The sequence below is a fragment of the Fluviicola sp. genome, from assembly GCF_039596395.1.
In the GTDB taxonomy this organism is placed as follows: domain Bacteria; phylum Bacteroidota; class Bacteroidia; order Flavobacteriales_D; family Crocinitomicaceae; genus Fluviicola.
The window spans coordinates 328,257-353,093 of the sequence record NZ_JBCNJT010000002.1 but is presented as its reverse complement, the minus strand read 5'-3'; the positions used below and the strand labels follow the sequence as shown (position 1 = coordinate 353,093).

17 protein-coding genes and 1 pseudogene are annotated in these 24,837 nt (G+C 45.2%); 9 read left to right on the top strand and 9 right to left on the bottom strand.

What is annotated here, in order from left to right:
* The first annotated feature begins 30 nt into the window (after positions 1-30).
* On the top strand, positions 31-519 hold the full coding sequence (gene purE, locus ABDW02_RS10610; RefSeq protein ID WP_343634530.1) for a 5-(carboxyamino)imidazole ribonucleotide mutase: 489 nt from the start codon (positions 31-33) through the stop codon (positions 517-519).
* Positions 520-607: 88 nt separating this feature from the next.
* On the opposite strand, the gene ABDW02_RS10605 is transcribed toward purE, so the two are convergent.
* The 3 genes from ABDW02_RS10605 to ABDW02_RS10595 all read right to left on the bottom strand — a co-directional run bounded on the left by ABDW02_RS10605 (position 608) and on the right by ABDW02_RS10595 (position 3,057).
* Complete coding sequence (locus tag ABDW02_RS10605) at positions 608-1,126, bottom strand: thioredoxin domain-containing protein (RefSeq protein ID WP_343634529.1); 519 nt, start codon at positions 1,124-1,126, stop codon at positions 608-610.
* 19 nt (positions 1,127-1,145) lie between these two features.
* Positions 1,146-1,613: a redoxin domain-containing protein gene (locus ABDW02_RS10600; protein ID WP_343634528.1), complete on the bottom strand. Its 468-nt coding sequence runs from the start codon at positions 1,611-1,613 to the stop codon at positions 1,146-1,148.
* Between the two features lie 151 nt (positions 1,614-1,764).
* Positions 1,765-3,057 carry a DUF1343 domain-containing protein gene (locus tag ABDW02_RS10595; protein WP_343634527.1) on the bottom strand — a complete coding sequence of 431 codons (1,293 nt, stop codon included), beginning with the start codon at positions 3,055-3,057 and terminating at the stop codon, positions 1,765-1,767.
* Here ABDW02_RS10595 and ABDW02_RS10590 point away from each other — a divergent pair.
* The 3 genes from ABDW02_RS10590 (at position 3,056) to ABDW02_RS10580 (ending at position 6,813) form a co-directional block, all read left to right on the top strand.
* Entirely contained in the window at positions 3,056-4,762 is a 1,707-nt protein-coding gene (locus ABDW02_RS10590; protein ID WP_343634526.1) for an FtsX-like permease family protein, read from the top strand. The two genes, ABDW02_RS10595 and ABDW02_RS10590, sit on opposite strands and share 2 nt — an antisense overlap.
* An 86-nt stretch (positions 4,763-4,848) precedes the next feature.
* Positions 4,849-5,607 carry a hypothetical protein gene (locus ABDW02_RS10585; RefSeq protein ID WP_343634525.1) on the top strand — a complete coding sequence of 253 codons (759 nt, stop codon included), beginning with the start codon at positions 4,849-4,851 and terminating at the stop codon, positions 5,605-5,607.
* On the top strand, positions 5,608-6,813 hold the full coding sequence (locus ABDW02_RS10580) for a glycosyltransferase N-terminal domain-containing protein (RefSeq protein ID WP_343634524.1): 1,206 nt from the start codon (positions 5,608-5,610) through the stop codon (positions 6,811-6,813). It abuts the gene before it with no gap.
* A 234-nt stretch (positions 6,814-7,047) separates the two neighbouring features.
* Here the strand turns inward: ABDW02_RS10580 and ABDW02_RS10575 are convergent, their stop codons facing one another.
* Positions 7,048-7,731: a TIGR00730 family Rossman fold protein gene (locus tag ABDW02_RS10575; RefSeq protein WP_343634523.1), complete on the bottom strand. Its 684-nt coding sequence runs from the start codon at positions 7,729-7,731 to the stop codon at positions 7,048-7,050.
* Between the two features lie 417 nt (positions 7,732-8,148).
* On the opposite strand from ABDW02_RS10575, the gene ABDW02_RS10570 reads away from it, so the two are divergent.
* The 3 genes from ABDW02_RS10570 to ABDW02_RS10560 all read left to right on the top strand — a co-directional run bounded on the left by ABDW02_RS10570 (position 8,149) and on the right by ABDW02_RS10560 (position 16,996).
* On the top strand, positions 8,149-13,791 hold the full coding sequence (locus tag ABDW02_RS10570; protein WP_343634522.1) for a gliding motility-associated C-terminal domain-containing protein: 5,643 nt from the start codon (positions 8,149-8,151) through the stop codon (positions 13,789-13,791).
* Positions 13,792-13,855: 64 nt separating this feature from the next.
* On the top strand, positions 13,856-14,788 hold the full coding sequence (locus ABDW02_RS10565; protein ID WP_343634521.1) for a type IX secretion system membrane protein PorP/SprF: 933 nt from the start codon (positions 13,856-13,858) through the stop codon (positions 14,786-14,788).
* A 3-nt stretch (positions 14,789-14,791) separates the two neighbouring features.
* Entirely contained in the window at positions 14,792-16,996 is a 2,205-nt protein-coding gene (locus ABDW02_RS10560) for an OmpA family protein (protein ID WP_343634520.1), read from the top strand.
* A 34-nt stretch (positions 16,997-17,030) separates the two neighbouring features.
* Here the strand turns inward: ABDW02_RS10560 and ABDW02_RS10555 are convergent, their stop codons facing one another.
* Entirely contained in the window at positions 17,031-17,405 is a 375-nt protein-coding gene (locus ABDW02_RS10555; protein ID WP_343634519.1) for a helix-turn-helix domain-containing protein, read from the bottom strand.
* 119 nt (positions 17,406-17,524) lie between these two features.
* Between ABDW02_RS10555 and ABDW02_RS10550 the strand changes: the two genes are divergently transcribed.
* Positions 17,525-18,481 carry an aldo/keto reductase gene (locus ABDW02_RS10550; RefSeq protein ID WP_343634518.1) on the top strand — a complete coding sequence of 319 codons (957 nt, stop codon included), beginning with the start codon at positions 17,525-17,527 and terminating at the stop codon, positions 18,479-18,481.
* Between the two features lie 75 nt (positions 18,482-18,556).
* Here ABDW02_RS10550 and uvrA read toward each other — a convergent pair whose 3' ends face one another.
* Both uvrA and ABDW02_RS10540 read right to left on the bottom strand, forming a co-directional pair.
* The gene (gene uvrA, locus ABDW02_RS10545) at positions 18,557-21,406 is read right to left on the bottom strand and encodes an excinuclease ABC subunit UvrA (protein ID WP_343634517.1); all 2,850 of its coding nucleotides are present in this window, start codon (positions 21,404-21,406) and stop codon (positions 18,557-18,559) included.
* Between the two features lie 118 nt (positions 21,407-21,524).
* Positions 21,525-22,454 carry a lytic transglycosylase domain-containing protein gene (locus ABDW02_RS10540; protein ID WP_343634516.1) on the bottom strand — a complete coding sequence of 310 codons (930 nt, stop codon included), beginning with the start codon at positions 22,452-22,454 and terminating at the stop codon, positions 21,525-21,527.
* 166 nt (positions 22,455-22,620) lie between these two features.
* Between ABDW02_RS10540 and ABDW02_RS10535 the strand changes: the two are divergent.
* Positions 22,621-23,028, top strand: a pseudogene (locus ABDW02_RS10535) (GxxExxY protein).
* 123 nt (positions 23,029-23,151) lie between these two features.
* Here the strand turns inward: ABDW02_RS10535 and ABDW02_RS10530 are convergent.
* Positions 23,152-24,216: an MraY family glycosyltransferase gene (locus ABDW02_RS10530; RefSeq protein WP_343634515.1), complete on the bottom strand. Its 1,065-nt coding sequence runs from the start codon at positions 24,214-24,216 to the stop codon at positions 23,152-23,154.
* Between the two features lie 6 nt (positions 24,217-24,222).
* Entirely contained in the window at positions 24,223-24,771 is a 549-nt protein-coding gene (gene rfbC / locus ABDW02_RS10525; protein WP_343634514.1) for a dTDP-4-dehydrorhamnose 3,5-epimerase, read from the bottom strand.
* Positions 24,772-24,837 lie beyond the last annotated feature (66 nt).

Sequence of the window (24,837 nt, the reverse complement as noted above, 5' to 3'; positions counted from 1 at the left end):
TCGTTAGATTTGCAAACAAAATTGAGAGAAATGGTTGGGATTATCATGGGCAGCACTTCAGACCTGCCGATTATGCAAGATGCGGCAGATATTTTAAAGGAATTCGGAGTGGCTTATGAACTGACCATTGTTTCTGCGCACAGAACTCCCGAGCGCATGTTCGAATATGCAAAAACGGCTTCCGAAAGAGGGATTCAGGTAATTATTGCAGGAGCAGGAGGAGCAGCCCATTTGCCGGGAATGACAGCAAGTCTGACACCGCTTCCGGTGGTAGGAGTTCCGATCAAATCCAGCAATTCAATCGACGGATGGGACAGCTTGTTGTCCATCGTTCAGATGCCGAACGGAATTCCGGTTGCAACTGTTGCAATCAATGCAGCAAAAAATGCAGGAATCCTGGCAGCGAAAATCCTGGGAGCAACCAATCCGGAGCTTCAGCAAAAACTAAGCGCCTACATGGAATCGATGAAAGAAACCGTGTTGGAAGGCGCTAAAAAAGTAGAGCAATCCAGCAAGTAAGCAATAATGATCAAGAGTGAAATTTTCTTGATCATTAAATCATTTATAATTGATAATTACTTGTAAAACAGGTTGTTTCAATGTTTGTTTAAATGATGGTCTGGGAAATGAATTCCAGTAATTCAGGTCCTTCCCAGTCTCCGTTGAATTTTTGTCCGTTGACGTAAAAAGAAGGAGTTGTATTTACACCGCTTCTCATACCGCTGTAGAAATCAGCTTTTACTTTTTCCTGCAGATCAGTGTTTGAAATATCCCGGTTAAATTGTTCGGTATCCAATCCCAGCCGCTCTGCATAGGTCATTAAGTCTATGCGAATGCGTTTTTGGTTCTCAAAGATCAGGTCGTGCATTTCCCAATATTTTCCCTGCAAGGCTGCGGCTTCACTGATAATTGCTGCCTGCATCGCTTGTGGGTGAATCTTTTCAAGCGGGAAGTTGCGGAAAACGAATTTCATCCGGTCTCCCAGTTTTTCCTGCAGGTCTTTGATAATAGGATATGCTCTTCCACAATGCGGACATTGGTAATCACCATATTCCACCAATTCAATTTCCGCGTCGGGATTTCCCTGGATGTGATCCGCTTCAGTTACGGGAGGAGTAAGTGCCATAATCTAAAATTTAATAAGGTTATTTAGTCGATTTGTCCATTTCATCGAGCGCATCCATGATGCCGTCAGCACCCGGATTAATTCCCACAGGCGAAAGATAATTCCAGCGAATGACTCCTTTTTCATCGATCACGTATAAAGCTCTCATGCATTCACCGGTGTTTTCGTCATAGACTTCATACTGCTTCGCAACTCCTCCTTTGGGCTCAAAATCTGCAAGTAACGGAAACTGTAATTTGCGGTCCTGTCGAAAGGATAAATGACACCATTTACCATCGACTGAAATACCTAATAAGATGGCGTTTTGTTTGTGAAAATACTGGAGCATTTCATTGTAAAGTGCCATTTGATCTCCGCAAACCGGGCTCCAGTCTGCCGGATAAAATGCAAGAATGACTCTTTTTCCCTGGAATTCAGAAAGACTAACCCGCTGGTCCGGTGTGGCAAACAAAGAAAAATCGGGTGCTTGTGATCCTATTGATAGCATAGTTCAATTGTTTATAGATGTAGGTTAAAAGTATAACAGTTCATTAAAATTCATTGAAGAAGCATGGATTTATTTTTCCGGATCGGTGTCAAAACCGTTTAGTGTCGGAGGGTGAAAGGAAAGTAGGGCGAAAAATTTTTCGCCCCTACTTTTACCTGTAAATCAAATATTTCTGTCGTGTTTTCAAAAACGATTGAATCCCCGTTTTCCAGGTTTCCTTGATCTCTTTGGCTCCCAATCCGGCTTTCAGTTGTGCCCGAAGCTGTGTGGTTCCTGCCAGGCGGTCGAAAAAGTTGCGCTGATTGATAAAATCAACACTGTCGCTCAATTGGTCGCGGGCATTGATCAGCCAGTTCAGGTTGATCTCGTACATGCGTTTGTTTTGGCTGGCTCTCAGATCGTAACCGTTACACGTGCGGTTTTGCCATAAAGGATCTTTCGCACCGGTAGTCGGCATCGGAACAAAGGTAAAACCGGTATGTCGGAAACTCGGATGGCCATACATTTCAAAAGGTCGTTCTGTTCCTCTTCCGATACTTACTGTTGTTGCCTCGAAAAAGCAGAGACTAGGGTATAAATTGATCGCCAAATCTGTTCGGAGGTTTGGAGACGGCGGAATGGCAATTTCAAATTTCGTTTTGTGTGTATAATTGCGGCACGGAACGATATACATCTGGCAAGTCACATTGTTGTGCAGCCAGAATTCACCGTTGACCATCAAAGCATATTCACCGATGGTCATTCCGTAAACGATCGGAACGGGGTGCATCCCGATGAATGAAGTCTGGTCTTTTTCCAAAACCGGACCGTCTACATAATGAGCATTCGGGTTCGGACGATCCAATACGATCAGCGGTTTATTGTTTTCGGCACATGCTTCCATCACGTAGTGAAGCGTGGAAATATAGGTGTAGAAACGCACGCCAACGTCCTGGATGTCGAACAACACGATGTCTACGTCATATAACTGGTCGGCACGCGGTTTTTTATTGCTCCCGTAAAGCGAAACGATCGGCAGGCCGGTAACCGGATCCTTGTGACTCCACACTTTTTCCCCTGCGTCTGCGGTTCCTCGGAATCCGTGTTCCGGGGCAAAAACCTTTTGGATCTGAATTCCCAAAGACAACAAGGTATCTACCAAATGGTCGTCACCCAAAAGCGAAGACTGATTGGCAACAATGGCCACTCTTTTACCTCTTAAGGAATCCAGGTAAAGATCCATGCGCGCATTTCCCAATTGCAGGTCCGGGAGTTTTTCCATGCCGTATGCGTCGTATTTGATCTCATCATCAATGGGTTGAATGACCGGATATTCTTTCGGTTTGTCTGTGTTGGGATCAACGGGCTGAGCCGGACGCAGGTTTTTATTTGTGGCACACGAAGCCAGGAAAAGCAAAATAATACTTTTCAACGCCAAAAGCTTTATGTACTTTCGTATTCGCATGAGCAATAATTGGAATTATATTTATTTCATCGCTAAAAAACTTCAACGTAAGCAATCGGTTACGGATGATTCATTGCAAGGCAATAAAAAAGCAGCAAAACCAATTACGAGAATTGCTATTTTGAGTATTTCTCTGGCAATGATTGTAAACATCGTTACAATTGCAGTGGTTGAAGGATTCCAACAAGAAGTGAGCCGTAAAGTTATAGGTTTTGGTTCACATATCTCCATTCAGAAGTCGGGAGAAATTTCTTTAATGGAATCTGCACCCTTAATGAAGAGTCAAAAACTGGAGGAGGCTTTGCGAAGAATTGAAGGTGTAAAACATGTTCAATCAGTTGCTTATAAGCCCGCGCTGCTTCAGTCAAGAGGAGATGTGGATCAGAAAGAAATCCTGGGGGTTGTTTTAAAAGGTGTTGATAAAAATTACGACTGGTCTTTTTTTAAAACATACCTGAAAGCAGGGAAATTGCCCGCATTTAAAGATCCGGCTTCTACGGAAATACTGATTTCACAGCGCATTGCATCCGATTTGCACTATCAGCTGGGCGATACGGTCAACGCTTATTTTGTGAAGCAGAAGCCCATTCAGCGGCAATTCCGGATTGTGGGGATTTATGAAACCGGCCTGGAGGATTTTGACAAGGAACTGGTGTTTTGTTACCTGCCCCAGGTGCAGCAACTGAACGATTGGGGAATCAGTGCCGAACTGATCGTGGAGGATTCTCTCTATTACGGGAATCTGATCCTGCGTGCCCAGGTTTCAGGAGGAAACGGGAATTACCGCTACGATTGGGGCGAAGGATATGAAAACACGCCTGTTATTGCGATCTATCCGCAAAAAGACACGACGATTCAGCTCATTGTAGCAGATTACTGGACGTTTATGGACGAACCGACCGGAAGCCCGGATAATCCCAAAAGTGAAACCGCGATTCCGGATACCACCTGGCTGAAAATTAAAGTGAACGGAGATAAAGCGGGAACCAGTCCGTTTTCGGTGGATTCGGAAGGAAATCTGAAGAAGAAATATTTGAGCCGGGACGGCCTTCATTACGAAGTAAAAGCAGGAGCGAAGACGGTTGACCTGGAATTTTTCCCCGGACATGGTTCATATACGGAATATGTAGGATCTTACGAGTTGAGTGTAGCCGATTTTTCAGACATAGAAAACCAACAAAAGAAGATCGAAAAAGCAGTGGAGTTCAACCCGGATTTCAGACAGCAGGTCAAAGTAAACAGCATCAAGGACAACCAGCGTGACCTCTTTATGTGGCTGAGCTTTTTGGATGTCAACCTGGCCATTGTTCTGATCCTGATGTTGGTGATCGGTATTGTGAATATGGGTTCTGCTTTGCTCGTTCTGATCCTGGTGAGAACCAATTTTATCGGGATACTGAAAGCATTGGGAGCGAATAATTTGTTTGTCCGGAAAGTCTTTTTGGTACACACCGGGCAGCTGATTTTGAAAGGAATGATTTGGGGAAATGTCATCGGGATAGGCCTTTGCTGGTTGCAATACCAATTCCATATCATTCCGCTGGACCCGAAAGTTTATTACCTGAATACCGTTCCGATTGAATTCAGTCTTTGGAAAATCGGGGCGTTGAATATCATTACTTTGGGTGTGTGTTTGCTGGCCTTGTTCATTCCTTCTTTACTGATCAGCAGGATTAATCCGGCAAAATCGATCCGGTTTAAATAAGCCGTTTAATCGATAATTCACGCATTTCCCGATAATTTGGTCGTTGAGCGGCGATATTTCCTTATTTTTGAGTGACTTTAAAAAACATGAGAAATTCTTTTTTACTTGCTTTTTTGATCTGCTTCAGTTTCCTGGGATTTGGTCAGAGAAATGTGCGTGACAGTGCAATTGCTACGCCCTGGGTGGCTATTCATTACGGATTGAATGCACCGGGAGGAGATTTGAAAGAGCGTTTCGGAGTCATCAATCATGTGGGTGCAATGGCCGGTTACAAAACTTCCCGCAACTGGGTTTACGGACTGGATGGAAACTTCATGTTCGGAAACAAGATCAAGAACCCGAATATGTTTGCTGCACTTACGGATTCTTACCAGCATATCCAGGATGCAAACGGAGATGTAGCCATCGTGGTGGTAAATATGCGCGGTTTTAATGCCAATGTAATGGTCGGAAAAGTGTTTCCGGTACTTAGCCCAAATAAAAATTCCGGGTTGTACGTACACGCCGGACTCGGATATCTGCAGCATAAAATTCGCGTGGAAACGCAGGATCAGGTAGTTCCTACGCTGGAATTGAAATACCGCAAAGGATACGACCGGTATACGACCGGGTTGAATTTCCACCAGTTTGCGGGCTATGCCTTTATGGCAAACCAGGGATTCGTAAACTTCTATGCCGGATTTTATATCCAGGAAGGATTGACCTATAATCGCAGGGATATCTTTTTTGATCAGCCGGATGTACCGGTTTCTAAAGCACAAAGGTTAGATTTACAATATGGATTTAAAGTCGGATGGTTTGTTCCTGTTTACAAGCGCAAGCCGAAAGACTATTATTTTGAGTAAATGAGATTATTCTACGGATTTGGCATTCGGGGGTTCTATGCGGTCATGTGGCTTGCATCATGGTTTCATCCGAAAGCAAAGAAATGGATACTTGGCCGGCGTGTTCCGCTGAATTCGTATCACGTTCCCAAAAATAAAGAAGTCGTTTGGTTCCATTGTGCTTCACTGGGCGAATTTGACCAGGGACTTCCCGTCATGAATGCCTATAAAGCAGCACATCCTGGTTCATTCCTGATAGTTACTTTTTTCAGCCCTTCCGGGATGGAATTTTACAATAAAAGAGAGCACCAGGTAGATTTAGCGCTTTATTTACCCCTGGATACAAAGATCAAAGCGCGCAGGTTTGTGGAGCATTTCAATCCCCGAATGGTGTTTTTCGTCAAATACGAATTTTGGTACAACCACTTGAAATGTGCCCGCAGAAACGGCGCAGGAATTTACGGAGTAAGCAGTTTATTCAGGCCCGGTCACCGGTTTTTCAAATGGTACGGCGGATTTTTCCGGAAAGCGTTGCGTTTATTCGACCACTTTTATGCGCAGGACCAACGCTCGAAAGATTTGCTGAACAGTATCGGGATTGACCAGGTGACAGTAACCGGCGATACCCGTTACGACCGGATGATCGCTGCGAAAGAGAGAAGCCAGGAAAACGAAATCATCCGCAGTTTTGTGGAAGATAAACCGGTGCTTATTTTGGGAAGCTCCTGGACAATCGATGAAGAAATCCTGGTTCCGGCTTTGTTCGAATTGCGTCATAAATTCAAAATTATTATTGCCCCGCACGATATTTCGGAGAAGCATATCGAACAGATTTCTGCCGAATTTGACGGAGATCTGGAACGTTATACCAGCTTCCGGAATTTGGGTAAAGATATTTTGATTCTGGACACCATAGGACAGTTAACCAATGCCTATCAATATGCCGATCTGGCTTACATCGGTGGCGGATTTACCGGGAAATTGCACAACATCCTGGAGCCCGGAGCTTATGGTATTCCCATCTTTTTCGGACCGAAATTTGCGCGTTTCCCGGAAGCTCAATTGTTCCTGGATCATGAAGTAGCTTTCTCCATCGAAGACAGTTTCAGTTTCGAAAGAGCCATAGACGAAGCACTCGGAAAAAGAGCACTGATCAACGAAAGACTAGCTGAAATTTTCGCCAGAAATCAAGGCGCAGCCAAGAAGATTATCAGTTCATTGAGTTAAACCACATAAAAAACATAGGTCGCATTTAAGATACGTTCTATGCATAAAGTTCATTCAAAAACGATGTGTGCTATGTACCTATGTGGTTTAAAGAGAATGAGAGCGGAGCGAAACGACAAATTGCCAGCTTGAATAGCACTAATCAAAACAAAACCTCTGTGTTCTACGACCTATGTGGTTTGCTATCTATCCTTCTCCCGTGCTCGTCAGTGGGAAACCTTATATGGTTATTGCCTAGAAGTTCGGGCTTAAATCGTGCGTTTTATAGAAATCATCCACATATTTCACTGCTTCATCCGCCGTATCAACAATGGTCAAAAAGCGCATGTCGTCCGGTGAAATATTGTGTTCTTTTTCAAGCATCACGTTCTGCACCCATTCTACCAATCCGGTCCAGTAATCCCTACCTACAAGCACCACAGGCCGTTTGGTAATTTTCTTGGTTTGGATCAGAGTAATGGCTTCGAATAATTCATCCATCGTTCCGAATCCGCCCGGCATCACGACAAATCCCTGGGAATACTTCACGAAAATCACTTTGCGGACAAAGAAATAATCGAAGTTCAAATGGCTTTCGCGGTCGACATATTTGTTGTGAAATTGCTCAAAAGGCAGGTCAATGTTCAGTCCTACCGATTTTCCGCCTCCCTGGTGCGCACCCTTGTTTCCGGCTTCCATGATACCCGGTCCGCCACCGGTAATAATTCCGTATCCGGCCTTTGCAAGCTTTTCACCGATCTCAACACTTAATTGGTAGTACTTATTTTCTTCTTTGGTTCTGGCAGATCCGAAGATGGAGATACACGGGCCAATGCGGGCCATGCGTTCGTATCCTTCCACAAATTCGGACATAATTTTGAAAATTGCCCAGCTGTCGTTTGTTTTTATTTCGTTCCAGTCCTTGCGTAATGCGTTCATTTCAATGTTTTAGTAGCCAAAATGCTATTTCAGTAAAAATAAAGCTACTTGATAAGAATCAAGCTTTAAATTCTGATTAATTATGAACTAAGTATCGTTTATAAGGAATTGAGCACTTAAAAGTTAAAAAAGTGACGAATAAATTTTTTTCAACTATATAGATAGTTAATTGGTTGAATTTCAAGTATTTAAATATCTAACAAAATAGACTTAAATAAATGTGATATCGACGAATCCTTAAATTTTGACGTTAAAAATTTGGATCGTGTTAAATTTTTTTATAATGTTGAGTTACCTTAATTACGACTACTAACGCCTTCTGAATCTTACCACGGCCGTTTGGAGTGGGGTATGAGTAATAAGGGATTAAAAACTAAAATTATGACCGTTATTTACTCGAATCGAGCCAGGATTCTTATGTCCTTACTTTTCAGCTCCCTTTTCATTGCAAATTCCAAAGCGCAGTGTCCGGGTTCAAATACTGGATATGTAAATGCTCAAGTTAGCTTAAACAATGCCGCGGGGGGAACAGATCCCTGGAACAATCCCGGCAACGCACTAACTGATAACAACAGTTATGCAACCATGTCGAATGCAGCCCTGCTTATCGGTGGAACAACCAGGAGCTCCAATTTCCTCGTTCTGAGGAACCTGAACTTAAATATCCCGATAAACGCCCAGATCTGTGGTGTACAGGTTGAAATCAGGAAAGCAAGTTCTGATAACTCCGGTTCCAACTGGACACGCGATTTAGACATCCGGTTATTGAAGAATAATCAGATCACAGGTACAAACCATGCCAATACCGGGGTAAACTGGCCTACGTCGGAAACAGCCTTTACCTATGGTACGAATTCCGATTTATGGGGAACTACCCTGAATGGAATGGAAGTCAGCAGCAATGGTTTCGGAGTAGCGATCGCTATTGAATCACGGGCTGCCGGATTACTTTTGCCAACAGTTATTTCATACATCGATGCGGTGCGAATGCGGGTTTATTACTACGTTCCGACTACTGATTCGGATAACGACGGGATTCCGGATGTTGCCGATATTGACTGGGATGGTGACGGAGTAGCAAACAATGCGGAATTACAGCCTTGTACAGCAACGGTAACTTTGCCATTGACCGCGCAAACCGATCCTACACTTTATTATCCGACGGTTTCAGGAGTTACGGCAAATATACTTACACGGAATACAACCGGTGCGGGAATTTCTAACTTCAATATTTCTGAAAATTTTTCGGCCGTTTCCGGTTTGGAAATTTACACCGAACAGGATGTTGTTGCAGCTGCGGATCAATCCATCCAGGTGTTGCGTTTCAGTCAGCCGGTCAATAATTTATCCTTCAAATTGCAGGATGTGGATATCGCGGCCGGTCAATTCCAGGACCGGATTACGGTGAATGCCTATTCATTCGGTCAATTATACCAACTCACAGCTGCAAATTATACGATCGGTACCGGGAACTTCAATTCCTTTATCGGATCTAACCGCTTCCAGGGCTTGGTAGCCATGGACAATACCGAACTGAACGGAACAATTACGGTAACTATTCCGGTTTTGGTCGATTCCGTGCGATTTGTTTACGAGAATGTCGACGCAGGTTTGGGGAATCAGGGTTATGGAATCGGTGAAATCAAGTTCTGTTCACCGACTGCTTCTTCCCAGGACTTTGACGGAGACGGAAAGGTAGATTGGAAAGACCAGGATTCGGATAACGACGGAATCATGGACTTGTACGAATATCAAAGTTCAACCGGGTTTATTCCTCCGGCAGGATCAGATTCCGATGGTGACGGATTGGACAATGCCTACGATGCAAGTACGGGAGGAACAACGATTACTGCAGTAAATACCGATGGCGCAGATAATCCGGATTACATTGACCTGGATTCGGATAACGACGGATTTTCCGATCAGCTGGAAGGAAACGATGCCAATCACAACTGTGTGGCCGATTTCAACTTACTGAATATCGATACGGATAATGACGGATTGGACAATGCGTATGATCCGAATAACGGCGGAACGCTTGCCCCGAGACAGGATACGGATGGAAATGGTATTCCTGACTGGAGACAAAATGCTACTCCGACCACCGCGAATGCAGGAAACGATCAGAGTGGTTGTGCTGCAACATACATCATGGCGGCGAATGTTCCGGTGGTAGGCCAGGGTTACTGGACAGTTGTTTCCGGAGCGGGAACTTTTTCGAATAACAATGCTGCCACAGCAACAGTTTCAGCATTGAATACCGGAACAAATACGTATACCTGGACGATCTACACAGATGGCTGCCACTCTTCTTCGGACCAGGTTTCCATCAATCAAAGCGCTCCGATCGCTACACCCGCTGCAATGAGTAATGGGCCATTGTGTGAAGGAGCTACGCTGAATTTAACAACTCCAACAGTTTCAGGTGCCACTTATTCCTGGACAGGGCCTAACAGTTTCACAAGTTCTTTGCAAAACCCTTCCATTCCCAATGTTACGGTAGCAGAAGCAGGAACTTACAGTGTAACGGTTTCTGCAGCCGGATGTAGTTCTGCAGCCGGAACCACCAACGTTGTAGTGAACCCGGCACCGATTGCTCCGGCTGTTTCAAGCAACTCTCCGGTGTGTCAGGGATCTCCGATCAACTTAACGGCACCGGCGGTTTCGGGAGCAACCTACCAATGGTCAGGACCGGGAAGCTTTAGTTCTGCTTTACAAAATCCAACCATTGCCTCTGCCGCATTAAGCAATGCAGGAACTTATTCCCTGCACATCACTGTTGGCGGATGTACGTCTACAGTGGCAGGAACAACAAACGTCATTGTGAATCCGACACCGGCTGCAGCAACAGCATCGAGCAACTCACCGGTTTGTCAGAATGCGACGATCAACTTAGCAGCAACGACCGTTTCCGGTGCAACTTACTCGTGGACGGGGCCAAATGCATTCTCCAGTACGGACCAAAACCCGGTTATTCCGAATGCTCAGGCTGCGAATGCGGGATCTTATTCCGTAACTACGATAGTGAACGGATGTTCTTCATCGGCGAATTCAACGTCGGTTGTAATTAATCCGAGTCCTGTCATTGCGGTGGGAACGGTTTCCAATCCTACAACCTGTTCCTCAACCAACGGAAGTATCCAGGTAACGGGCTCTGCAACCGGAAATTTATCCTGGACAGGTACTGCTTCGGGAACTCAGACCGGAGTTACGCTTCCGGCTACGATCCCGAATTTAGGTTCCGGAGCTTACAACATTACTTTAACAGTCGCTTCCGGCTGTACATCAAATACATTGGTACAAACACTTACCGGGCCAAGTGCACCGGCAACTCCGACGATTACTCCGGGTGGGCCTACAACATTCTGTTCGGGCGGTTCGGTGACACTGACATCCTCTGCTGCCAGCACTTATTTGTGGTCGACCGGTGAAACAACTCAATCAATTACCGTTTCAACCAGTGGATCTTATTCGGTGACCGTTGGAAATGGTTCCGGTTGTGTGGCAGCATCAGTTCCTGTAACAGTTACCGTGAATCCTTCACCGGGTATGCCAACAATTTTGGCCGGTGGACCAACTACGTTCTGTACCGGAGGATCGGTTACGTTGACATCTTCAGCTCCTTCCGGGAATACCTGGTCAACAACAGAAACGACGAATTCGATTACCGTTTCCACTTCGGGAACATATACCGTAACGGTATCCAATGGAACGTGTAGCTCTACAAGTGCAGGAATTACAGTGACAGTAACACCTCCGCCGGCTACACCGACTATTACACCGGGTGGGCCAACTACCTTCTGCGCAGGAGGTTCCGTAACTTTAACGTCTTCTGCATCATCAGGGAATACCTGGTCGACCGGTGAAACAACCAATTCAATTACTGTTTCAACCAGCGGTTCCTATACGGTAAGCGTCGGTTCGGGAAGTTGTATGGCTACGAGCGCACCGGTTTCAATCACGGTGAATCCGATACCTAGTGCAACCATTACACCGGGAGGCCCAACTTCTTTCTGTGCCGGAGGGTCGGTAACATTAACAGCTTCAGCAGGAGATAGTTATTTATGGTCGACAGGAGAAACTACACAATCCATTACAGTTTCCGCTTCAGGTTCGTATACAGTAACGGTCACAACCAACGGATGTAGTGCAACCAGTGCACCGACAACTGTAACAGTGAGCACGATCCCGTCACCTCCAACCATTACACCCGGGGGACCAACTACATTCTGTTTGGGTGGTTCGGTGACATTGACTTCATCGACCGGAGGTTCTTATTTATGGTCAACAGGAGAAACCACACAGGCAATCAGTGTGACTAGTTCCGGTTCCTATACGGTAACCATTACAACCAGCGGTTGTTCGGCAACCAGTTCACCTACAACGGTAACGGTAAACCCAGTTCCGGCAACTCCAACCATAACAGCAGGCGGCCCTACGAATTTCTGTGCAGGTGATTCTGTTGAATTGATATCTTCTGCGGCAACAAGCTACTTGTGGTCGAATTCAGCAACAACCCAATCTATCTGGGTAAGCAATACCGGAACATTTACAGTAACCGTTTCCAACGGAAGTTGCTCTTCACAGCCTTCTTCACCGTTTAGCGTAACAATGGTAGATTGTAACCTGGATTCCGACGGTGACGGTTTGACTGATTTCGATGAGGTAAACACGTTTGGAACTGATCCGAATAACCCGGATACGGACGGCGACGGTTACAACGATGGAAACGAGGTAACAATCAGTTCCGATCCGTTGAATCCATGCGATCCGAACCCGATGAACCCGGTTTGTGACCAGGATGGAGACGGCCTGACGAATTCTGAAGAAGCATCCAATGGAACAGATCCTTCTATCCCGGATACGGATGGTGACGGAGTATTGGACGGGGAAGAGGTCAATGGAACGGATGATCCTTCCACGCCTTATGTTCCTACCGGAACTTCAGATCCGCTGGACGCATGTGATCCGATCAGTACAAGTCCGGCTTGCGATACGGACGGCGACGGATTGAATAACGGCGACGAAGCTACGAACGGAACAAATCCGAATAATCCGGATACAGACGGCGACGGATTCAATGATGGTTACGAAGTTACTAACGGAACAGATCCGCTTGATCCGTGTGACCCGAATGCGATGAGCGTTTCCTGTGATGTAGATGGTGACGGGTTAACGAACGGTGAAGAAGCAACTGCAGGAACCAATCCGAACAACCCGGATACGGATGGTGACGGAGTACTGGACGGAGAAGAAGTTCTTGGAGTAGACGATCCTTCTACGCCTTATGTTCCTACGGGAACTTCCAACCCGCTTGATCCGTGTGATCCGCTATCAACAAGCCCTGCCTGTGACGGTGACGGCGATGGAGTATCCGATGGCGATGAAGCTACGAATGGTACTAACCCGAACAATCCGGATACGGATGGTGATGGGGTAAATGACGGCGAAGAAGTGTATGGAACAGACGATCCTTCCACACCTTATGTACCGATCGGAACTTCCGATCCGCTTGATCCGTGCGATCCGCTGCCAACGAGCCTTGCTTGTGACGGTGATGGTGACGGAGTATCAGATGATGATGAAGCTACAAACGGTACCAACCCGAACGATCCGGATACGGACGGTGATGGGGTAAATGACGGGGAAGAAGTGTACGGAACAGATGATCCTTCCACGCCTTACGTACCGACCGGAACGTCCGACCCGCTTGATCCGTGTGATCCGCTTCCGAACTCAGCTGCCTGCGAAGGCAACGGAGGCAGTGGAGTGGAAAGCGTAGATGTTCCGGAAGGATTCTCTCCGAACGGAGATGGTTCCAATGAAACACTGATCATCCCACATCTGGAAGACTATCCGGATCATGTGTTCAAGGTCTTCAATCGCTGGGGAGTGGAAGTTTATAAGGCAAGTCCTTACAAGAACGACTGGGACGGAACCGATCAGGGTAAAATGGCAGTCGGAAAAGACGTGCTGCCTGAAGGAACTTACTTCTACATCCTTGATCTGGGGATCGGACAAGATAAAATAGTGAAAGGTTATATCTATATAACAAGGTAAGTATTGATGCAGATTAAAAACCCTGATCCCGCATGTGTGGGATCAGGATCTAAAAAGAGAAGAAATGAAAAATAAATATGCATTATTAGTATGGATTGTTTTAGGGATAAATCAACTCCATGCGCAACAACAGGCGGCGTACACGCATTACATGTACAATACGCTGGTCATAAATCCCGCTTATGCAGGGAGCAGGGATGCGTTGACATTCACAGCATTGGGAAGGTTTCAATGGGTTGGATTTAAAGGCGCACCGACTACCCAGACGTTTACCGTACATACACCGGTTGCCAAAAAGAATATCGGTTTGGGACTGAGTGTAATGAACGATAAGATCGGGCCGACCAATAACACCGGCGTGAACGTAGATTTCGCTTACCGGTTGAAGCTTTCAGAAAAAGCGCGCTTGTGTTTCGGTATTAACGGAGGGTTCAACAGTTTTTCCGCAGAAGTAAACAACCTGACCCTGGCAGATCCGACAGATGCCGCGTTTTTGGAAAACAGAAGGGGAAAAATGCTTCCTGCACTGGGAGCAGGAATTTACTTCCAGCTACCGAACTTCTATGTTGGAGCATCTGTTCCTTCCATCCTGGAGAACAATTTGTTTGCAACGGGTAATAGCAATGCGGTGGATATTTCAAAAGAAAGAAGACACTATTACTTCATTGCAGGTGCGGTGTTCGCGATTTCTCCTTCCGTGAAATTCAAACCGACCCTGTTGGGGAAATTGGTACAAAATGCACCATTCCAGATCGATGTTACTGGAACATTCATGCTGCGGGATCTCATTGACCTTGGCATCATGTACCGCACCGGTGATGGTGTAGGTGCCCTGGTTGGCGTGCACATTTCCAAACAACTGCTTTTCGGCTATTCCTTCGATTGGTCCACAGGAGTGCGCACCGGGAAATTTAACGGGGGAAGCCACGAGATCATGCTGCGTTATGATTTACTCTTTAATAACGATGGAAAAATTAAGTCACCGAGATACTTCTAAACTATGAAAAGAACATTACTATTTGCTGTTTCATGCCTGATCGTAAGTTGGGCTTCAGCACAGGAAAAACATGAAATTATCGGTACGGATCAATTGAATCAATACGATTATTTTGCCTCGGTGAATTCCCTTGAAAAAGTCAAGGATAAAGACGCCAGCGTACTCCGGAAATTGGCAGAAGGCTATGATATGATCGGGAACTACCCGAATGCAGAAGCTTGTTATGCAACAATTTGTTCGCGCGCAGACCGCATTCCGAATGATCATTTGGAATACGCACGTATCCTGATGAAGAACCAGAAATATGCGGACGCAGAAGCGCAATTGAAGATTTATTCCCAATTGAATCCGAAAGACAGTGAAATGGACCGTTTCCAGCTATTGAACGAATCATTGTCAAAATATTCCGCCCAGGCAGCGACCATTAAAGTACAAAATGCCGCCTTCAATACCGAACAGGCCGATTTCGGCCCGGTAATTTACAACGGGAAATTACTTTTCACGTCTTCCCGCCGGAAAAGTGACGTGGTGAACCGCAAATGGTTGGGAAATCGCCTGTCGTTCCTGGATTTGTATGTTGCGGATATCAATCCGTCGGATAATAACGTGACGAATATTCAGCCTATTCCGAGTAAAAAAGTCAACAAGAAGTATCATGAGGGGCCGGTGGCATTTTCCCCCGATGGGAAACAAGCATATATCACCCGGAATAATTACGATGAAAAAGGGAAAGACGGGACGCGGCATTTCTCTTTGTTTGTTTCCAACCTGGTAGGAGAAACCTGGTCCGAACCTGAACCGGTTATATTTAACAGCAACGATTACAGCGTGGGACATGCAACCCTTTCCCCGGATGGAAAAACCTTGTTCTTTGCATCGGATATGCCCGGTGGAAAAGGCGGTGTGGACATTTATCGCTCACGCTGGCAGGACGGGAATTGGTCGGTGCCGGAAAATATGGCCTCCATCAATACGAGCAGTGACGAGATGTTTCCTTTCTTCCATGAATCCGGAGTGTTCTTTTTCTCCTCTGAAGGTTACCCGGGCTACGGCGGATTGGATGTGTTCATCGGTCAATATAAGGACGACGATTTCAGACAGCTTCGCAATGTGGGAGCACCATTCAATTCTTCCGGAGACGATTTTTCTGTTTGGATGAACAAAGACGGACTTACGGGAATGCTCTCATCAAACCGGGCAGGAGGAAAAGGAAATGATGACCTGTATACCTTTACGATGGAAAAACCGTTTGCATTTGCACGCAATATTCGAGTTGTGGCTAAAGATGAAAAAGGGAACAGGCTGCCGGGTGTGCTTATCAGGGTGAAAGACATTTCCGGAAAAGAACTGGCAACCTTGACAACGGATGCAGATGCAGAAGCCACTTACGAAACTTCGGAAACGGGAGCTTTCAACCTGGAGGGTACGAAAAAGGACTATTTTGAATCGAGTGAAAGTGTCATAGTGACCGATGATTCCCCGGAGAATCTTCCTACGGATCTGGTGCTGGAAAAAGATCCGGGATTCATGCTTTTAGTGAAAGTTCTTGACAAAAAATCGAGCACGGTTCTGGACAGCGTGAAAGTGACCCTGATCAACAACATGACCGGGAAAGAAGAAGGCGTTTTTTATACCAATAAAGAGGGGCAAATCAAACGACCGATCTACGATAAAAAGCTGAATGACCGTGTTTCCTACAATATTCGCCTGGAGAAAAAAGGATACCTGCCGAAAGGAACGACTTACAACAAAGAGTTGACTACGCCGGGAGTGTATGACGTATCCAAAGACCTGAATTTGTCTATCGAGAAAATGGAAGTGGGAACCGACCTGGCAAAGGCCATCGATCTGAAACCGATCTATTTTGATTTGGCGAAATTCAATATCCGTCCGGATGCGGCGATAGAATTGGATAAGATCGTTGCGATCATGAATGAATTCCCGACCATGGTGGTGGAACTGGGATCGCATACCGATTGCAGGGGAACAGCTGCGAAAAACCTGGAACTTTCCCAAAAACGCGCGGATGCTTCAGCGGAATACATCAAATCACGCATCAAAGATCCTTGGAGAATTTCCGGTAAAGGATATGGTGAATCGAAAATATTGAATGGTTGTACCTGCGAAGGGCCGAAAAAACAACCGAAGTATACGGAAGCACAGCATGCTGTGAATAGACGAACAGAATTCCTGGTGGTAAAGATTTAATATCATAAACCAATAACAGACAAGGGCGTGCCGGTTAAGCCGGGGCGTCCTGCTTTTTCTCAGCCGCCTCAATCAAATCTTCCAGCGTTTGACGGTGATCTTCTCCCCACTGTGCAAGGTGCGTAATCAATGGAATCAATGTTCTTCCCAAAGGAGTTAATTCATATTCCACCTTTGGCGGCAGCTGATCGTAACTGTTTTTGACAATAATTCCATGATCCGTTAATTGCTGTAATTGCGTGTCCAAAACTCTTCGGGATGCTTTTGGAATTTTCCGTTGGATCTCTCCAGGCCTTTTTATGTCGTTATAGATGCACCAGATCAAACTGATTTTCCATTTTCCGTTAGTCACCGCAGTGAAAAGATTCAGACCACAATCCAATGAAACAGGTATCTTTTTTTTGTACATCAGGAAGAATTTTAGTGTCAAATATAGAAGATTAGAGCACACTATCCGGCATAGATAAATTTATCCGTACTTGTTTGCTGCAGGATGAATCAGGAATTTTGTGACCTAAAATGTACAAAATGAATTATAAGTTATTTGGAACAAACACAGGTTTAAAAGCGAGTGAAGCAATCTTGGGAGCAGCAACTTTTGGTACACGAAAAGGATATGGGGCAGACCGGGAAGAAGCCCGGAAGATCTTCCATGCATACGTGGAAGCAGGAGGAAATTTTATTGATACGGCAGACAGGTATCAGCTTGGCGAATCGGAGGAATTAATCGGGCAATTTATCGGGAATCAGCGCAGCAATTTTATTTTGTCAACGAAGTATACGCAAAGTGCCGAAGCAAATCCTTCCCTCAGCAATTTCGGAAATCACCGCAAGGCAATGCGGCAAGGAGTAGAAGCCAGTTTAAAACGGTTGAATACGGATTACATTGACATTTATATGCCGCATTTTGATGATGGAATCACACCTTTGGATGAAATTGTGAGATGTTTGGAGGACTTGGTAAGTTCAGGAAAAATCCTTTACACCGGTGTAGCAAATTTTCCGGCATGGAAAACTGCTGTCATTGGAAACACAACCAGGCTGGCAGCCAATCAGCTGGAATATAATTTATTGCAGCGAACAGCGGAGCGGGAATTGATTCCAATGGGAAATCAGTTCGGCTTGGGAACTATGGCGTATTCGCCTTTAGCCGGAGGAATCCTTACAGGCAAATACCGAAAAGGGGAAACCGGGCGTATCAATCTAACGGCGGATTATCAGGAAAATGAGTTTACCCGAAAAATTGTGGACCGGCTTTTTATTCTTGCGGAAGAACTGGAAGCCACACCTGGCCAGGTAGCTTTTGCCTGGGTTCTTTCAAAAAATGTTTTCCCGATCATCGGAGCGCGGTCGGTAGATCATGTAACTGAAAGCATAAAAGGGCTATCGCTTCAATTAAGTCCGGAACAACTTGAACAGCTGGATAATCTGAGTGAGATATCAATGGGATATCCACACGATTTACTGGCTACTGTTCAGGGTTAATAACCAATACCAATAGGCGCGCGATTAATCAAAAAATGAAGGGACGCAATGCTTGCGTCCCTTCATTTTGACCTGTTATTTCTTTTTTGCTTGTTTCTTCAATTTCTCCATGTGCTCCATTTCCATTTTCAGGTATTTCGCCGTGTGAGAAACGTCGGTATATTTTTTAATGATCTCTTCCGGTGTTCCGGTGCAGACAATGTTTCCACCGCCTCTTCCTCCTTCCGGGCCAACGTCAATAATGTGATCTGCTACCTTCACGATGTCCAGGTTGTGCTCGATGACCAGAACGGTATTTCCATCATCAACCAAACGCTGAAGGACTTCGATCAGCATGCGGATATCTTCGAAATGCAAGCCGGTGCTTGGTTCGTCCAGGATATAAATCGTGTTCCCGGTTCCGCGTTTGGTAAGTTCACCTGCCAGCTTGATGCGTTGAGCTTCACCACCGCTTACAGTGGTAGAAGGCTGCCCCAATTTGATGTAACCCAAACCAACCGAATTCAATGTTTCCAGTACACGATGGATTTTCGGAACATTTTCAAAGAAAACGACCGCATCTTCAATGGTCATTTCCAGTACATCATTGATCGATTTTCCTTTGTAACGAACTTCCAGCGTTTCGCGGTTGTAGCGTTTTCCGTTGCAGGTTTCACATTCTACATACACATCCGGAAGGAAATTCATTTCGATGACTTTTAAACCGCCACCACCACAGGTGTCACAGCGTCCTCCGGCTACGTTGAAAGAGAATCTTCCCGCCTTGTACCCACGGATCTGTGCTTCCGGCAGGGCAGCAAACAGCGAACGGATCTCTGTAAACACATTCGTGTAAGTTGCCGGGTTACTGCGTGGAGTTCTCCCGATCGGGCTTTGATCGATCTCAATTACTTTATCCAGGAATTCCAGTCCTTCAATTTTCTTGTAAGGCATGGGTTTTTTCACGCCGTTGTAAATATGAGCGTTCAGAATAGGGTAAAGCGTATGATTGATCAACGTAGATTTCCCGCTTCCCGAAACACCGGTAACGCAGGTCAATGTTCCCAAAGGAATCGTTAAATCGACGTTTTTTAAGTTATTTCCTGTTGCACCTTTCAGTACCAGTTTTTTCCCGTTTCCTTTCCGGCGTTTTTTCGGAATTTCAATTTCCAGTTCGCCGTTCAGGTATTTGGTGGTGATGGAATCTGTAGAAACCAATTCGTTGAACGGAGCTGCATTGACAATTTCTCCGCCGTGTACTCCTGCTCCCGGACCGATATCAACCACAAAATCCGCAGCCTCCATCATTTCGCGGTCGTGTTCTACCACAATCACGGAATTCCCGGTATCTCTCAGGCGCTTCAGGGAATTGATCAAACGGGTATTGTCGCGCTGGTGCAACCCGATACTCGGTTCGTCCAGGATGTACAATACATTCATCAGTTCGGACCCGATTTGGGTTGCCAAACGGATGCGTTGTGCTTCACCGCCCGATAAACTTCTGGCAGAACGGTGAAGGGTCAAATATTCCAACCCGACTTCCAGGATGAAGCGCACACGTGCACGGATTTCTTTTAGGATTTCTGTTCCGATCACCTGCTGTTCGTTGGTCAGGGAACTTTCAATGTTCTCCAGCCAAACAGCCAGTTCCTGGATGTCCAGTGTAGCAACCTCACCCAACGTTTTTCCATTAACCTTGAAATGAAGCGCTTCTTTTTTCAGGCGTGCACCGTGACATTCCGGACAAGTAATCTTGTTCATGAAACTTTGCGCCCAGCGTTGAATTCCGGCTGTGCTTTCTTCGGCATGCCGCGCCATGAAATTCCCAAGTCCTTCGAATTGAATGGTTGCTTCCTTGCCGCTTTGTTCCAGGCCTTCATTTCCGTTCAGGATGACGTGGATTAAATCGTCGGGAAGATCTGCAATAGGCGTATTGATGGTATATCCTTCCTGTTGCAGGAAAGCTTCGATACGTTCAAAGAACCAGTTTCTTTTGTATTCACCGATCGGGGCCAAACCACCTTTTTTGATACTTAATTTAGGATCCGGAATGACTTTGTCGCGGTCAATCTCTGAAATTTCACCCAAACCGACGCAGGTCGGGCAAGCTCCATAGGGTGAATTGAAGGAAAATAAATTCGGTTCCGGTTCCGGGTAAGAAATTCCGGTTGTGGGACACATGAGCAAACGGGAGAAATGACGGACCTGGTTCGTTTCGAAATCCTGGATCATCATGCTTTTTCCTCCGTGCTTCATAGCCATTGTGATGGAGTCGTACAAACGTTTGCGGTCTTCCGCCTTCACCTGTATCCGGTCCACCACAATTTCAATGTCGTGGATTTTGTAACGGTCCAAACGCATTCCCTTGGTGATTTCCACGATCTCGCCGTCAATGCGTGCTTTGGAATATCCCATTTTCCCGATCTGTTCGAACAATTCGCGGTAATGCCCTTTTCTTCCTTTGATTTTGGGAGCAAGGATGAGTACTTTTTTGCCTTCAAATTGTTCAATGATCAAATCGGTAATCTGGTCATCCGAATACTTAACCATTTGCTCTCCCGTTTCGTAGGAATAGGCCGTTCCGATACGTGCGTAAAGCAAACGCATGAAATCGTAGATTTCCGTAATGGTGCCCACTGTAGAGCGCGGACTTCTCGAAACCGTTTTTTGTTCGATCGAAATAACCGGGCTCAGGCCATTGATCTTATCCACATCGGGGCGTTCCATACCGCCCAAAAACTGGCGGGCATAAGATGAAAACGTTTCGATATATCGGCGTTGTCCTTCAGCAAAGATCGTGTCAAATGCCAGTGAAGATTTCCCGCTTCCGCTCAGACCCGTAAATACAACGAGTTTATCCCTGGGGATTTCTAAATGGACGTCTTTTAAATTGTGTTCCCTGGCTCCGTAAACTTCAATTGTTTTTGTTTGTTCGTCAAGACTCATGTCAAAATGTGTGTAATCTTTAAATTAATATCAATTAATAAGGCAGGTTCAAGAGTTCAAAGAGTTCAAGAGTTCAAATTTCATGGAACTTTTTGAACCGTTTCAACCTTTTGACCCGCTACTTATAAGCGTTATATGGTTTCAGATTTTCGGAAGCTGCCGGCAAAAGCAGGGTGAATTTCTTTCCTGCCTTTATGGTCAATTTGGTTGTTTTCAACCAAGGATTTAATTTACGAAGAATTTTGATATTAAAGCCCTGATCGTTTGACCAAAGTGCCAGGTTCGGGATAGATTCTTCCACAACTACTTTCTGAACACGGAATGGTTCATACAATTCCATTTTATCCGGGTAAAAACCATAGGCTTCCGGGTTCTCATAAATGAGTTTTGTTGCAAGCAGGCGGAAAACGTACCGACCGGTTTCGCTGTTTTGGTAAGTATCGAAATAGTGCTCTGTTTTTTGCCATTCCATGTCATCGATTACCCCGCCGACTCCGCGGTTGTAAGAAGCAGTTGTCATGACCCAATCATTCAGTGTGCTGTGTGCATCTTTCAGGTATTGGCAGGCCGCATGCGTACTTTTTTCAATATTCAGGCGCTCGTCAATTTCATCGTTCATTTGTAAGCCGTATAATTTGGCGGTTGCCGGCATGAATTGCCAGAAACCCTGTGCACCGACCGGTGAAATTGCCTGCTGCAGGTTACTTTCAATGATTGCCAGGTATTTAAAGTCGTTTGGAACACCTTCTTCTTTCAGAATGCGTTCAATTTCAGGAAAATATCTGTTTGCACGTTTAATGGCTCCGATCCACGCGCTTTGGTAATAGGCCGTCATGAGCACTTCGCGGTCCAGTCGTTCGCGCAGATCTTCGTCCTGGAGATTGATGGTCGTTCCGGCAAACTCCATGCTTTGGGGCAAGGCCGGGAAAACTACAGCGGATGCAGCAACGACTTCCTGGTGTTTCGCCTCTTCTTTTTTCTCTTTGGTTTCGTTATTCTGGCATGCAACCATTAAAGTAAGAGATAAGCAAATGAAAATGTGTCTCATGTCATGCAATTAAAGCACTACAAAATTACACAATCTAATGCGAGTTTTATAATAACCAAATAGGAGAATAATGCCATGAACCACATAGGGACATAGGTCACATAGAAGTTGATTGTTATTATACAAATTTTTGTTATATTAAGTAAATAATCATTATTCCCATTTTATGACAAAATCCTATTTAGATCAATTAACTTATGATATAATTGGAGCTGCTATCGAAGTACATAGTCAATTAGGTCCAGGCTTACTTGAAAGTATCTATCATGAGTGTCTGAAGATCGAATTAATGGATAGAGGAATTTCTTTTGAAACAGAAATGATTGTTCCGGTAAGCTATAGAGATAAACTGTTGGAAACAATGTTGCGATGAGATTTGTATGTAGCAGGTTCTATAGTAGTTGAATTAAAAGCAACAAAATCACTCGAACCAATATATGAAGCCCAACTTTTAAGCTATATGAAACTTTTGGATGCGCCTAAAGGAATTCTCATCAACTTTAATTGTACGAATATCTTTCGGGAAGGTCAAAAAACACTGGTCAATGAATTATACCGGAACTTGCAGGAATAATTAAGCATTTAGCGGTTGATTTATATCCATCACCACTAAGAGTTGTCTGTTTACAGGCAACTTTGTAAATCTATGTGACCTATGTCCCTATGTGGTTCAAATTCCCTATGTCTTGGAAACAAGTTACTTCTTGTGAACAATCGTGTTGCGGTATAACACAAAAAACACGGCAAAAAAGTAGCTGGTAAGGAAAAACGCCATCCACGGATTCCCCATTTTCGCGAAGACAACTGCTAAAATCGTTACCAGAGTAGCCATCAGCCCGATTCCGAGGAAAACGAGCCACACCTGGCGGTCGTTTAACCCCGAATACACCAAATGATGGGTCGTATGATCTTTTCCACCGACCATGGGGGACTTTCCCTTTCTCAACCGGTTGATCACAACTGTAAGTGTGTCTGAAATTGCGGGGGTGAAGGCAATCAGCGTGATTGCTCCGCCGGTTAGCGGATTTAACAGCGTCACATTTCCGATATTCCACAATTCATGAATGGAAAAGAAGGCAACAAACAACCCGATGAACTGGCTTCCGGCATCGCCCATGAACAACTTGGAAGGATAGATGTTGTATCCCAGAAACCCGATAATCGCCCCGATCTGGATGAGCATGGTAAGCGTCCAGATGTTCATGTTCCAATCGAACAAAATGACATTACTCGCCAAACAGGAAAGGAGCAGGAACAGGGAAGTAGTTCCCGTAATTCCGTCCATGTTATCGAGCATGTTCAGGGAATTCATCATTCCAACGACCCACGTCACCGTAATCAGCGCATTTACCCAACCGATCTGTGTCAGTTCGATGATATTGTGTGTGTAAACGAAAATCATCCCGCAAAGGATTTGTACGAACAATTTGATAAATGGCCGGGTGTTGTAAGCATCGTCTGCCAGCCCCATGATGAAGGAAATGGTGCCTGCGGTCATTAATCCCACAAACTGCCGGTTCTGAAAGATATTCTCATTGTTAAAAATGATCGAGTAGGCTACTGTTCCGAAGAAGAAAGCAACAAAAAAACCGATCCCGCCCAAAGATGGTTTCGACTCATTGGCCCAGCGTACCGTTACGTCGTTCTTATTCCGGATTCCCAGGCTTTGGGAAAATCGCAGAAGGATTCCATTGGATACATAGCTCATGATGATTCCCATAATCAGGAATCCAATACATGCCAAAGTTATTTCAAACGTCATCTTTACCTATTCAAATGGAGTAATAAAATCTGCCAGAAGGATTCCGGTCTGATCTTTTGCAGATAAAACCGGATCCGTTTCTTCCCATCGGATGTTTAACGCAGGATCATTCCAAAAGATGCTTCCTTCGCTGGATGGATTGTACCAGTCGGTGCATTTGTATTGGAAAACAGTATCGTCTTCCAGGGTCACAAAACCATGGGCAAAGCCTTCCGGGATGTAAGCCTGGGTTTTATTATCCCCGCTCAGGACAAACGAAACATGCTTTCCGTAAGTCGGTGAACTTTTGCGAATATCCAAAGCAACGTCCAGCACGCTTCCTTTTACAACCCTTACTAATTTTCCCTGTGCATGCGGAGGAGCCTGGAAGTGAAGGCCGCGCAACACGCCTTTGGAAGATTTCGATTCATTGTCCTGTACGAAAGAAACTTCCGAACCAATGAACTCGTTGAACTTCTGCTGATGGAAAGACTCAAAAAAGTAGCCCCTTTCATCACCGAAAATAGTAGGTTGTATCAGTATCACATCGGCAATTGCCGTACGTTTAAATTCCATTTATTTGTTTTTAATTCTTCTTCCTTCAGATTGCGGTCTTTTCAGACGGAACCTCAGTCTTTCCGC

What these genes read in the sequence shown, in the direction of transcription:
- ABDW02_RS10605 (WP_343634529.1), bottom strand. Translation starts at nt 1,126, where the DNA reads ATGGCACTTACTCCTCCCGTAACTGAAGCGGATCACATCCAGGGAAAT.
- ABDW02_RS10565 (WP_343634521.1), top strand. Translation starts at nt 13,856, where the DNA reads ATGAAAAATAAATATGCATTATTAGTATGGATTGTTTTAGGGATAAAT.
- ABDW02_RS10540 (WP_343634516.1), bottom strand. Translation starts at nt 22,454, where the DNA reads ATGAGACACATTTTCATTTGCTTATCTCTTACTTTAATGGTTGCATGC.
- ABDW02_RS10555 (WP_343634519.1), bottom strand. Translation starts at nt 17,405, where the DNA reads ATGTACAAAAAAAAGATACCTGTTTCATTGGATTGTGGTCTGAATCTT.
- uvrA (WP_343634517.1), bottom strand. Translation starts at nt 21,406, where the DNA reads ATGAGTCTTGACGAACAAACAAAAACAATTGAAGTTTACGGAGCCAGG.
- ABDW02_RS10560 (WP_343634520.1), top strand. Translation starts at nt 14,792, where the DNA reads ATGAAAAGAACATTACTATTTGCTGTTTCATGCCTGATCGTAAGTTGG.
- ABDW02_RS10550 (WP_343634518.1), top strand. Translation starts at nt 17,525, where the DNA reads ATGAATTATAAGTTATTTGGAACAAACACAGGTTTAAAAGCGAGTGAA.
- ABDW02_RS10590 (WP_343634526.1), top strand. Translation starts at nt 3,056, where the DNA reads ATGAGCAATAATTGGAATTATATTTATTTCATCGCTAAAAAACTTCAA.
- ABDW02_RS10600 (WP_343634528.1), bottom strand. Translation starts at nt 1,613, where the DNA reads ATGCTATCAATAGGATCACAAGCACCCGATTTTTCTTTGTTTGCCACA.
- ABDW02_RS10580 (WP_343634524.1), top strand. Translation starts at nt 5,608, where the DNA reads ATGAGATTATTCTACGGATTTGGCATTCGGGGGTTCTATGCGGTCATG.
- rfbC (WP_343634514.1), bottom strand. Translation starts at nt 24,771, where the DNA reads ATGGAATTTAAACGTACGGCAATTGCCGATGTGATACTGATACAACCT.
- ABDW02_RS10530 (WP_343634515.1), bottom strand. Translation starts at nt 24,216, where the DNA reads ATGACGTTTGAAATAACTTTGGCATGTATTGGATTCCTGATTATGGGA.
- ABDW02_RS10575 (WP_343634523.1), bottom strand. Translation starts at nt 7,731, where the DNA reads ATGAACGCATTACGCAAGGACTGGAACGAAATAAAAACAAACGACAGC.
- ABDW02_RS10570 (WP_343634522.1), top strand. Translation starts at nt 8,149, where the DNA reads ATGTCCTTACTTTTCAGCTCCCTTTTCATTGCAAATTCCAAAGCGCAG.
- purE (WP_343634530.1), top strand. Translation starts at nt 31, where the DNA reads ATGGTTGGGATTATCATGGGCAGCACTTCAGACCTGCCGATTATGCAA.
- ABDW02_RS10585 (WP_343634525.1), top strand. Translation starts at nt 4,849, where the DNA reads ATGAGAAATTCTTTTTTACTTGCTTTTTTGATCTGCTTCAGTTTCCTG.
- ABDW02_RS10595 (WP_343634527.1), bottom strand. Translation starts at nt 3,057, where the DNA reads ATGCGAATACGAAAGTACATAAAGCTTTTGGCGTTGAAAAGTATTATT.